General features: G+C 61.5%; 11 protein-coding genes and 1 pseudogene. 8 read left to right on the top strand and 4 right to left on the bottom strand.

Annotated elements, in window-relative coordinates; all coding sequences use genetic code 11:
* From ACQY7U_RS22065 to msrA, 3 genes and pseudogenes are all read left to right on the top strand, one after another.
* A pseudogene (locus tag ACQY7U_RS22065) lies at positions 1 to 121 on the top strand (VOC family protein); the annotation flags it as partial.
* 110 nt (positions 122 to 231) lie between these two features.
* The gene (locus tag ACQY7U_RS22060; protein WP_428649411.1) at positions 232 to 609 is read left to right on the top strand and encodes a VOC family protein; all 378 of its coding nucleotides are present in this window, start codon (positions 232 to 234) and stop codon (positions 607 to 609) included.
* Between the two features lie 114 nt (positions 610 to 723).
* Positions 724 to 1,368, top strand: coding sequence for a peptide-methionine (S)-S-oxide reductase MsrA (gene msrA / locus ACQY7U_RS22055; RefSeq protein ID WP_428649408.1), 645 nt, complete (start codon positions 724 to 726; stop codon positions 1,366 to 1,368).
* A gap of 293 nt (positions 1,369 to 1,661) precedes the next feature.
* Here the strand turns inward: msrA and ACQY7U_RS22050 are convergent, their stop codons facing one another.
* The 4 genes from ACQY7U_RS22050 to ACQY7U_RS22035 all read right to left on the bottom strand — a co-directional run bounded on the left by ACQY7U_RS22050 (position 1,662) and on the right by ACQY7U_RS22035 (position 5,852).
* The gene (locus tag ACQY7U_RS22050) at positions 1,662 to 2,321 is read right to left on the bottom strand and encodes an outer membrane protein (RefSeq protein ID WP_428649405.1); all 660 of its coding nucleotides are present in this window, start codon (positions 2,319 to 2,321) and stop codon (positions 1,662 to 1,664) included.
* Between the two features lie 112 nt (positions 2,322 to 2,433).
* A complete protein-coding gene (recQ, locus tag ACQY7U_RS22045) occupies positions 2,434 to 4,284 on the bottom strand; it encodes a DNA helicase RecQ (protein ID WP_428649425.1) in 1,851 nt (616 codons plus the stop codon).
* Positions 4,285 to 4,450: 166 nt separating this feature from the next.
* Positions 4,451 to 5,356 carry a GNAT family N-acetyltransferase gene (locus ACQY7U_RS22040; RefSeq protein WP_428649402.1) on the bottom strand — a complete coding sequence of 302 codons (906 nt, stop codon included), beginning with the start codon at positions 5,354 to 5,356 and terminating at the stop codon, positions 4,451 to 4,453.
* A gap of 118 nt (positions 5,357 to 5,474) precedes the next feature.
* Entirely contained in the window at positions 5,475 to 5,852 is a 378-nt protein-coding gene (locus ACQY7U_RS22035) for an MAPEG family protein (RefSeq protein ID WP_428649400.1), read from the bottom strand.
* Positions 5,853 to 6,067: 215 nt separating this feature from the next.
* Here ACQY7U_RS22035 and ACQY7U_RS22030 point away from each other — a divergent pair, with 215 nt between their 5' ends.
* From ACQY7U_RS22030 to mdh, 5 genes are all read left to right on the top strand, one after another.
* Positions 6,068 to 6,502 carry a low molecular weight phosphatase family protein gene (locus tag ACQY7U_RS22030; RefSeq protein ID WP_428649397.1) on the top strand — a complete coding sequence of 145 codons (435 nt, stop codon included), beginning with the start codon at positions 6,068 to 6,070 and terminating at the stop codon, positions 6,500 to 6,502.
* A gap of 184 nt (positions 6,503 to 6,686) precedes the next feature.
* Positions 6,687 to 7,172 carry a protease inhibitor Inh/omp19 family protein gene (locus ACQY7U_RS22025; protein ID WP_428649394.1) on the top strand — a complete coding sequence of 162 codons (486 nt, stop codon included), beginning with the start codon at positions 6,687 to 6,689 and terminating at the stop codon, positions 7,170 to 7,172.
* Between the two features lie 75 nt (positions 7,173 to 7,247).
* A complete protein-coding gene (locus ACQY7U_RS22020; protein WP_428649392.1) occupies positions 7,248 to 8,033 on the top strand; it encodes a DUF7662 domain-containing protein in 786 nt (261 codons plus the stop codon).
* Positions 8,034 to 8,421: 388 nt separating this feature from the next.
* Positions 8,422 to 9,579, top strand: coding sequence for a cell division protein ZapE (zapE, locus tag ACQY7U_RS22015; RefSeq protein WP_428649413.1), 1,158 nt, complete (start codon positions 8,422 to 8,424; stop codon positions 9,577 to 9,579).
* Positions 9,580 to 9,752: 173 nt separating this feature from the next.
* Positions 9,753 to 10,715, top strand: coding sequence for a malate dehydrogenase (gene mdh, locus ACQY7U_RS22010; protein WP_428649389.1), 963 nt, complete (start codon positions 9,753 to 9,755; stop codon positions 10,713 to 10,715).
* Positions 10,716 to 10,727 lie beyond the last annotated feature (12 nt).

Genomic DNA, 10,727 nt, shown 5'->3' with positions numbered 1-10,727 from the left:
GGGCGGCAAGGACAACGGCGGACCCGGCCTCAGGCCCCAGTATCATGAAAACTATTACGGCGCGTTCGTGCTGGATCCGGACGGTCATAACATCGAGGCCGTCTGCCACCTGCCGGAATAAGCCTCCGCTACCCGAAGGCGACTTTCGCTGAAAGACACTTTCTCTGCCGGTCGGGCGGATCTCCGGAACCCGCCAGCCCGGCGATATCGACTGCAACTCTGGAGTTCGAAATGCATAAAAGCCGGTTGGGCGATCTGGTGATCGATTGCGAAGGCGGGGATATCGAGGATCACGCCGCCTTCTGGGCGGGAACCCTCGGGCGGACGGTGGAAGCCAACCCTACGAACCCAAGATATCGCCGTCTTGAGGGCAAGGACGACGAGATCGGCATCCTCGTGCAACGTGTCGAACATTCCTCGCGCGTTCATCTGGACGTCGAGACGGATGACCCGGACAAGGAAGTTGCCCGCCTTGAAAAACTCGGCGCGAAGGTCTTCCAGCGTTTCGAGCGCTGGGTGGTGATGGAAGCACCCAGCGGACACCGGTTCTGCGTGGTCAGCCCGCAGCTTCCGGGCTTTGAGGAAGGCGCGGTCTCATGGGAGGAATAGGTTGCCAGGCCGGTCACACCGCTTTCACAGGGAAGTGTGACCGAGGCGAGGGAAGTTGAGTTGTCACCAGGCCCTGATGGAGTACCTCTTGCAACAACCGATGGAGGAAATGCCATGAAGCGCCTGGTGCCGCACACCCTCACAGCCGCTCTTCTGTTTGCCCTGGCGCCGCAATTGGTGCGGGCGGAAACCGCGATCCTTGCCGGGGGCTGTTTCTGGTGCGTGGAAGCGGACCTGGAAAAACTGCCTGGTGTCCGCGAAGCCGTCTCCGGCTATGCCGGCGGCACCACGGAAAATCCGACCTACAAGACTTACGAACGCGGCGGTCACCGGGAAGTGGTGAAAGTCGATTTCGACGAAACCAGGATCAGCTACGGCGAACTGGTCGCCGTCTTCCTGCGTACGATCGATGTCACCGATCCGGGCGGCCAGTTTTGTGACCGGGGCCATGCCTACTCCACCGCGATCTATCCGCTGGACGCGGCCCAGGCGGAACAGGCAAGCGCAGAAATCGGCAAGGCGCAGAAGGTTCTCAAAGGGAAAATCGTCACGCCGGTCGAGCAACCGGCGCTGTTCTGGCCTGCCGAGGACTATCACCAGAACTATTACAAGAGCGGCGTGCGCACCCTGACGCGCTTCGGCTATGTCACCCGGGCAGATGCCTACAAGGGCTACCGCAAGGGTTGCGGCCGCGATGCGCGGGTCAAGTCGGTCTGGGGCGGCGAGGCCTATCACGGACTGCCCGGGGCGGGATCGTGATCCGACAAGATCGAGGCGTCAGATCCAAAACAAACGTCAGCAATGGTCATCCCGGACGAAACGCAGCAAAGATCCGGGATCGGAGAGCAGGAGACCGGCGATCTTCAAACGAAGCACGTTGCAAGTACCTGTGCCTCTCCGGTCCCGGCTCGCGCTTCGCTTGACCGGGATGACGACGGCAAACCAATTCGCTGTCGGCAATCTGGCTCCTCGCAAGGAGGGGAAATGTGCCTGTTGCCAGGGCGAGCATTGCAAGACGGTTCGAGGCAGGACCTCTTCCGGCGGTTGCTCCCTCAGAACCGGTAGCCCGCGCCGAGCGTGAACATATCGGCCCTGCCGTCGGCGGAAAAAGACGACCAGCCCGGCACATCATAGGTCTCTTCGCTGAACTCGTAGTGTTTGTAGTCTGCCCGCGCGAAAATATTGTCCGTGATACGCGCCTCGACGCCGCCACCGGCCACGAATGCAACATGCGTATTCTCGGAGGAGGCGCCATCGCTCTTGCGCTCGATCTTGTAGTTGCCGAGGCCGACGCCCGCCGAGAGATAAGGCATGAAGCGTCCGGCGTCATAACCGACGCGGACGGTTGCCGCACTCAGCCAGTTCGCGGATTGCCGTGCACTTCCAGAGCGGGTGCTGCTTTGGAAGTTCGTGATTGCGCCTTCCAGGCTTGCCCCGAGCACAATGCTGTTGAACTGATGATCGTAACCAACCGAGCCGCCGCCCGCGCCCGAGCGGAAGAAGGCATCCAGTCCGAGGCTGTCGGAGCCGGTGAGGAAACCGCCACCGAAAAAGAGAACGCCGTTGAAGCCGGTCCAGTCCGCCCGGGTCAGCCGCAGTTCCTCGACGGTCCCGAAATCGGCCGCCGGTACGTCGGTGAGCGGGATGTCGGCGGCAAATGTCTGCGAAGTCAGACCGGAAACCGCGGCCAGAAAAACGGGGAAAAGACGCATGTGAAAAGCCCTTGATACAACCTTTGAGGGCTTTTATCTCGTGAAAACTGTCAAGAAGTCGTTAAGGTAAACATATTGAGGCACTGGCGCGGACAGTGACGGAATCGGTCCCTTAAACACCTGCCTCGAATGCTTCCACGAGCTCCATGAAGGCGGTGCCGTATTTTTCCAGTTTCGACTGGCCGATGCCAGAAACCGCCAGCAGCGCATCGGGGTTGATCGGGCGGGCGGCGGCGATGCCGGCCAGCGTTGCATCGGGGAAGACAACATAGGGCGGCACGTTCTGATCCCGCGCGATCTGGGTCCGAAGCCGGCGCAGCCGCTCGAACAGCAGCTTGTCCTCGTCGCCGAGTTCGTCTGCGATGGAAGCGGTCCGCGAGGTGCGTGTCTTCTTCAGGCCCGCTGCGTTCCGGTCCTTGCGCAGGTCGATTCGCTCTTCGCCGCGCAAGACCGTCCGCGCCTTCTCGGTCAGGATCAGCGCACCGAAATGGGCATGATCGACATCGACATAACCGGCGGCGACAAGCTGGCGGGCAATGGACTGCCAGGTTTTTAGCGGCAGTTCCTGGCCGATGCCGAAAACGGAAAGGTTGTCGTGTCCGAAGCGGGCGACCTTCTCGTTGGTCTTGCCGAGCAGCACATCGATGACATGGGCGGTGCCGAAGCGCTGTCCGGTACGGTAGATGGCCGACATCAGCTTCTGGGCTGCTTCCGTTCCGTCCCAGGTCTCGACCGGCGACAGGCAGGTGTCGCAATTGCCGCAAGGCTTCGGGTAGGTCTCGCCGAAATGGGCCAGCAGGGCTTGACGGCGGCAGCCGGCGGTTTCGCAGATACCGAGCAGTGCATTCAGCTTGGCGTTTTCCGCGCGCTTGACCTCTTCCGGCGCATCGCCTTCGGCAATCATGCGGCGGCGTTGGACCAGATCCGCCATGCCGTAGGCCATGAAAGCCTCTGACGGCGCACCGTCGCGCCCGGCGCGCCCGGTCTCCTGATAATAGGCCTCGACGGACGACGGCAGGTCAAGATGCGCGACATAGCGCACGTCCGGCTTGTCGATCCCCATGCCGAAGGCGACGGTCGCCACCAGGCAAAGGCCTTCTTCCAGCAGGAAGGCATCCTGGTTCGCCGATCTTTCCTCCGCCGGCAGGCCGGCGTGATAGGGCAGGGCCTTGATGCCCTTGGAGCTGAGCCAGTCGGCGATGTCCTCGACCTTGGCCCGGGAGAGGCAATAGACGATACCGCTCTCGCCGTCGTGTTTCTTCAGGAAATCGAGAAGCTGCTGGCGCTGGTTGGTGCGTTCGACGATCTCGTAGCGGATGTTCGGCCGGTCGAAGCTGGTCAGGAAGACTTCCGCGTCTTCCATTTTCAGCCGGGCCAGAATGTCCTTCTGCGTGTGGGGATCGGCGGTTGCCGTCAGGGCGACACGCGGCACACCCGGATAGCGTTCCGAAAGGCAGGACAGCGCCAGATATTCGGGCCGGAAATCATGCCCCCACTGGCTGACGCAATGGGCTTCGTCGATGGCGAAAAGGGAGATCTGAAGCGTGTCCAGAAACTGCCGGAAACCCTCGCTGGCAAGCCGCTCCGGCGTCACATAGAGGAGATCGACCTCGCCCCGCCGCAGTTCCGCGCGCAGATCCGCCTGCTCGTCCTGGGACAGAGTCGAATTCAGGGCCGCGGCTTTCACACCGGCGGCTTTCAGCGCGCCGACCTGGTCCTTCATCAGGGCGATCAGCGGCGAGACGACGACACCGACGCCGCGCCGGCAAAGCGCCGGGATCTGGTAGCAGAGGGATTTTCCCGCACCGGTCGGGAACAGGACCACAGCGTCCTTGCCGTCGACAAGCGTGTCGATGACCGCCTGCTGCTTGCCCCGGAAACTGCTGTAGCCGAACACCTTTTCCAGAACCGCGAGCGGCTTCGGATCCGGGCGGACGGCCGGAGCAGCCGTGACAGTCTGCATTGGCGAAGTGTCATCCGCGGCAATCGCGGGCAAGACGGACATGAGTGAATGATTTCCTATGATTCTTCCGCACCATGTCTTATTCGCCGGGCAAGGGCAATGAAGGGCAATTTGCGCCTGTGGATGACGGGAAAACTGTCAGAAGAATCAGATGAGCCGGTGCGGTTCAGAATTCGGCGTCCGGGTCCCGGGCAAGGGTTTCGGCGCAGTGGACGCGCATCTGCTCGGTCAGGTCGGTAAGGTCGCCTTCCAGCCGCTCCGGCCGGATGGGCTTGCCGAAATGCACGTTGAACCGGGCATTCTTCTTGTTGAGCAGCTCGTTGAAGACGGTCATGTCCCGCAGTTCCGTCGAGACGCGGGCGAGGAAATAGAACAGGCCGGAGTTCCTGCCGCCCATATGCAACGGGATGATCGGCGCCTTGTTCTTGCGGGCCAGTGCCAGGGCGGAGCTCATCCAGGGTCGCTCCGTCAGCTTGCCCTCGTGCCAGTAGGCCAGGCGTCCGGAGGGGAAAAGCACCACAACACGTTCCTTAGAAAAGGCCGAGGAGGCGAGCTTCAGGGTCTCCTTCGACTTTTCCCGGGTCTTGAAATCGGCGCGCCACTCGACCGGGATGATCATGTCGGCAAGGCGCGGGTTGATGCGGATGGCATCCCGGTTTGCAAAGATCGCCAGATCGTCTCGCCTGGTTTTTATAGCGTCGTAGAGCACGACACCGTCGGCAATGCCGGTCGGATGGTTGGACACCAGAACCACCGGGCCTTCCGCGGGGACGCGCTCCAGATTGCGCGTGGTCACGTCCAGTTCCAGCAACCCGCTCAGATGGGAGAAGACCTCGAGCGCTTCCATCTGCGCGATGGTGTCGGCCATGTCGACGGCGGACCTGTATCGCAGGATCTTGTGGGCAATCGGACGGATCAGCGGCCACCAGGGGCTTGCCATCACCTGCTTGCCGCGTTCGGCGATGAGAACATCAACGATATGCTGGTCGGCAAGCTGACGCTGCGACGCTGTCTGGCGGCGCGCCGGCAGGGGGTCTGCTGTTCGCTCTGACGTCCGGTCTGTCGTCCGCAAGATGCACCTCTGCCCAACACATTACCGCGATACCCTCCCGTATCGTTAGCGAAATCAGCCTTTTGGTGCAAACGCTCGTTGAACAATTTTTAAGGCGGCGCAGGCCCCGGAGAGAGGTTCAGCTCCACAGCGAACTGGTGAAAACCGCCAGAATCGCTAGGAATGAAGCCGCCCATGCCAGGGAGCGCGGGTTGGGCCGGTCGGTCCAGTAGCAGAAGACATAAATGAGCCTGAGGAGGACAAAGAGCACGGCCAGCCGATCGATCCAGACCGGGTCTCCGCCCTGGTTCAGGCCCACGAAGACCGCGACCGCGAAGAAGGGAAATGCCTCATGACCGTTGGCCTGGGCCGCTTGCGCGCGGGCCCGGAAGCCATGCCGCCAGTAATCCGGATCGCGCGGCCTGGAGTTGTCGTATTCCTTGTTCATCTTGGCCGGCAGGACCGACAGAATGGGAAGGATCGCGGCGGTCAGGATGCACCAGAAGGCGATCGGCATGGGTGTGTCTCCGGAAAGTGAGGGGCGTTTCGAGGGCGGCAGAAAACCGTCCGCATCTCCTATGTCGTCAAAAGGCAGAAAGGTGAAGGGACAGGAAATTTCCTGAAGATAATCACATTTGCCCAGGTTCTGTCATAAAGACTTCCCGTCAGGCGGATAGGGGATGCTCGACCGGAGGCGGATGCCGCGCCGGAACCCCATGAGGATTGTGACCTGTGACAACGACCTCCGTCCTGTTCCTTTGTCCCGACAACAGCTTGCTCGGACCTTTGGCCGAAGCCTATCTGAATGCCCGGGGCGGAGGGCTCTTGCGCGCCTTCTCCGCAGGGTTGCATCCGGCGCAACGTCTTAACAGGCATGTTCCAAGGCTCTTGTCCGCGCTGGGTATCGACAGCGACGGGCTGGCGCCGAAGCCGGTCGACATTTTTCTTCTGCCTCATGCCATCGTACCGGACAGGGTGATCTATCTCGCCGACATGGCGCCGGTGCCGCAACCGGCCTTCTGGAAGGCGACGACTTCGAGCCACTGGTGGAGCATTGCGGGCAAGCCGCCCATTCCGGAAACCTTCGGCGCCTGTGCCGGCTATTGCGGGAAAGTGAAAGCTGCCATCGACCGGCTGGTCGAACCGCGGCACCCTTGGGTTGCGTAACGCGCGCGGTCACCGGTGCCGCTTAGGCCCGGTTGCTCCCGCCGGGTGGGGTGGTATTCGTGCCACAGTCACGGTGTCTTTTTGCGGATTTTGGATTTTCGACAAATTGTGGGCTAAGAGATGCAGCCATATTGGGTCGAAGATGAGGGATTGATTCGACATGATGCGCGCGGGAAAAATTGCTTTGGTCCTGGGTTTGGTGGTTCTGGCCGCCGGGTGCCAGCGGCTGTCCGGGGGACGGAACTATGCCGAGCCGTTGCCGGCAACACCGACCACACCGGTCGGTGCGGGGACGCTCGCTCCGCTCGATCCCAACGCTCCGCAGGCCGGTACGATCAGCCAGACCGACCTGGCGAACAATCCCGTGACCGCACCGACCAACGCCCAGGAAGTCGGCCGGACGGATCTCCTCGGGGGCTGGAAGCTGGCCTCGGGCGGCGACAATTGCATGGCGTTCATGACCCTGACGTCCTGGTCCGGCGGCTACCGGGCCAACACGCGTGGATGTGCCACTCCGGTCCTCTCCGGCATCGCTGCCTGGGATCTCAACGGCAAGCAGGTGGTGCTGAAGGATGGCTCCGGCCTGATCGTCGCCCAGCTCTATTCCAGTGCCCCGGGCAAATTTGACGGCCAGACCGCCACGGGGGCTCCGATCTCCCTCTACCGTTAACAATCCTCGGTATTTTTTACTGGACACTTCGCGTTATGGGTGTACATTTGCATAGCTATCGGAAAGGCTGTGCATATGTCGAAATATGAACCCTTGCGGGAACATCTGGCGCGTCTGGATGATGTTGTTTGGGCCGCCAAGCTTGAGGAAGTCGAACAGATCATCGGCTCCTCCCTTCCACGAAGCGCGCGGGAACACCGCACCTGGTGGGCCAATTCAGGCGGCAGTCTCGTGCATCAGAATGCCTGGCTGGATGCCGGATGGCGGGTCGAACGCACCGACCTGATGCGCGACGTCATCGTGTTCCGCCGGCTCCGGATCGGTGGAACCGTGGTCGCGGGCCGCACGGCCAATGGCAGCCGTCCGGTTCAAAATCCGCAAAAGGCCGCGGAAAAACGGTTGTCGAAGGAAATGGCTGCCCTGCGGCAACCGGCAACAGTCACGCTCAGGTCCGAATGGTCGCCCCTTGGCGACGTTCAGAGAACGCCCTGCACCAATTCCACCATTCCCACCGAAAGTGGCGTCGTCCGGTTCGCCGCCATGTCGGGCGACGATATTGTGACCGCAATCGTTGCGACCCGGTCGATACAGCAGGTGTACCGCAGCCTGCGGATGAGCATGCGGGGGCGCGAGGGCGAGGAGGAGGCCCAACTGGGACTGACCCTGCTGGAAGAGGCCGGTTTCGATCCCAAGGCGCCGATCGAGTGTGATGTGGTGCGCCCGGGCAACGCCTGGCTGCTGACGGACGGCCGTGGCCGCAAGGCGAATCTAGATGATCCGTCCGAGTGTAAACTGGTCGCCCACCTCCTTTATGTCCAGGAGTTGCAGAGCGGCCGCAAATCCGCCCTTCTCCTGCGGTAACCTCAGCTCTTGTTGTTTGTTCCAACGCCTGCTTCCGGTCTGCCGGTCGCAGGCTTTTTTTTCTGCACTTGTCAATCCGGCGCGTCAGCGGGGGTCTTGCGGGAAATCCGGAGGAGATTTCACGGTACGCAAATACCGCCGACCCGGCCGGGCAGGGGCATCGGAAGAAAGTCTTATAGCGGGCAGCTTTCAAGGAAAGCCTTTGGCTTCAATCGGTTGAAAGTTCCCGTTTTGAAATTCTGTGACAGTCTCCGACCATTTCGTGACTTGCATCTGCGGCATTTTGACCTTATTCCGCCCGGGTTGAAGAGGCCCTGTTGCAGGGCGTCGCGATCAGGTCATGTGCCCGACCCCATGAGAGCTCATGGAGGGAGTATCACCGTTGAATATGGAACTGCCGGTCAACCGCGCCATGAGCGCCCGCTATGATGCGCTGATCGCGTCCGGCGAGATTTCGGAAGATCCCGTCCAGCGGCAAGCGGTACGCAGGCTGGACCTTTTGAACACGCGGCTTGCGGAAACCCGGCTTGCCTCGAAGAAGAGTTCCCTCGGCTGGCTGTTCGCGAACAAGAAGAACCAGCTCTGGGCAGCCGTCCAGGGCCTTTACATGTGGGGCGGTGTCGGACGCGGCAAGACCATGCTGATGGACCTCTTTTACGAGGTGACGGTCATCCGCCGCAAACGCCGGGTGCATTTTCACGAATTCATGTCCGATGTGCACGAGCGCATTCATGCGCACCGTCAGGCGCACAAGCTAGGGCAGGTGAAGGGCGACGACCCGATTCCTCCGGTTGCCGCGCAGATCGCCGAGGAAACACGGCTTCTGCTCTTCGACGAATTCACCGTCACCGACATCGCCGACGCCATGATTCTCGGACGCCTGTTCGCCCAGCTCTTCGAAAAGGGCGTGATCATCGTGGCGACGTCCAACGTCGAACCTTCCCGTCTCTACAGCGAAGGCCTCAACCGGCAGCTGTTCCTGCCTTTCATCGACATGCTGGTCTCCAGGGTCGAGGTGCTGCACCTGAATTCGCCGACCGACTACCGGCTGGAAAAACTCGCGGGTGCTCCCGTCTACGTCACGCCGCTCGACAACGGCGCGGATGCGCAGATGGACACGATCTGGACCAAACTGACCCACGGCATGAAGCCGCATTCCGAAGAGCTGGAGATGAAGGGGCGGAAAATTCCCGTGCCTTGCGTCGCCGCAGGCGCGGCAAGGTTTACGTTTGAGGAACTTTGCATGCAGCCGCTGGGTGCAGCCGACTATCTTCGCATCGCCCACGCCTTCAGCACGGTGTTTGTGGACCGCGTGCCGGTGATGACGAAAGCCAGGCGCAATGAAGCCAAGCGCTTCATCATGCTCATCGACACGCTTTACGATAACGGCATCAAGCTTGTGGTTTCAGCCGAGGCCGAACCGCAGGAGCTATATTCCGCGGACAGCGGTACGGAAGCCTTCGAATTCGACCGCACGGCCTCCCGTCTGATCGAGATGCGGTCCGAAGCCTATCTCGCGGGAGAGAACCGGAGTACACACGCATAGGTCTGCATTCCGTATAGGTGAATTATGCAGGCGGGAATATTCGAGAAATTTTGCCAGCAAACGCGCAATATTCTTTTGGCGAGGTTGCGCGGGCGCGGCAAAGGGAGTAGTGCCAACGTCAGTCATCGGCGGATGGCATAAGGTTCCATCTTACGTAAAGGGAAACTTTCGAAATGGCTCGGAACAAAATTGCCTTGATCGGCTCTGGTCAGATCGGCGGCACACTCGCACATCTGGCAGGTTTGAAGGAACTGGGGGACATCGTTCTCTTCGACATCGCGGAAGGCATTCCGCAGGGCAAGGCACTCGATCTGGCCGAGTCCTCCCCGGTCGACGGTTTCGACGCGAACCTGGCAGGCGCCAACAGCTATGAAGCAATCGAAGGCGCTGATGTCGTCATCGTGACCGCAGGCGTGCCGCGCAAGCCCGGCATGAGCCGCGACGACCTCCTGGAAATCAACCTGAAGGTCATGGAGCAGGTCGGCGCCGGCATCGCAAAGCATGCCCCGAACGCCTTTGTCATCTGCATCACCAACCCGCTCGACGCCATGGTCTGGGCCCTGCAGAAGTTTTCCGGCCTGCCGAAGAACAAGGTCGTCGGAATGGCCGGCGTGCTCGACAGCGCCCGCTTCCGGTATTTCCTCGCCGAGGAATTCAACGTCTCCGTGGAAGACGTGACGGCCTTCGTGCTCGGCGGCCACGGCGACACCATGGTGCCGCTGACCCGTTACTCCACCGTTGCCGGCATCCCGCTGCCGGACCTGGTCAAGATGGGCTGGTGCACCGCGGACCGCCTGGAGGAAATCGTCCAGCGCACCCGTGACGGCGGCGCAGAGATCGTCGGCCTCCTGAAGACCGGCTCCGCCTTCTACGCCCCGGCCTCTTCCGCAATCGCGATGGCCGAGAGCTACTTGAAGGACAAGAAGCGCGTCGTGCCCTGCGCCGCCGCTCTCGACGGCCAGTACGGCCTCAAGGACACCTATGTCGGTGTGCCGGTCGTGATCGGTGCCGATGGCGTCGAGCGCGTCATCGAGATCGACCTCCAGGGTGAGGAAAAGACCAATTTCGACAAGTCGGTCGCATCCGTCGACGGTCTTGTCGAGGCCTGCAAGAAGATCCAGCCGGCGCTGGCCTAACGCGCCTGCCCG

It is taken from the genome of Roseibium sp., assembly GCF_050301095.1.
Taxonomy (GTDB): domain Bacteria; phylum Pseudomonadota; class Alphaproteobacteria; order Rhizobiales; family Stappiaceae; genus Roseibium.
This window is presented reverse-complemented; position numbering and strand designations above follow the sequence as displayed.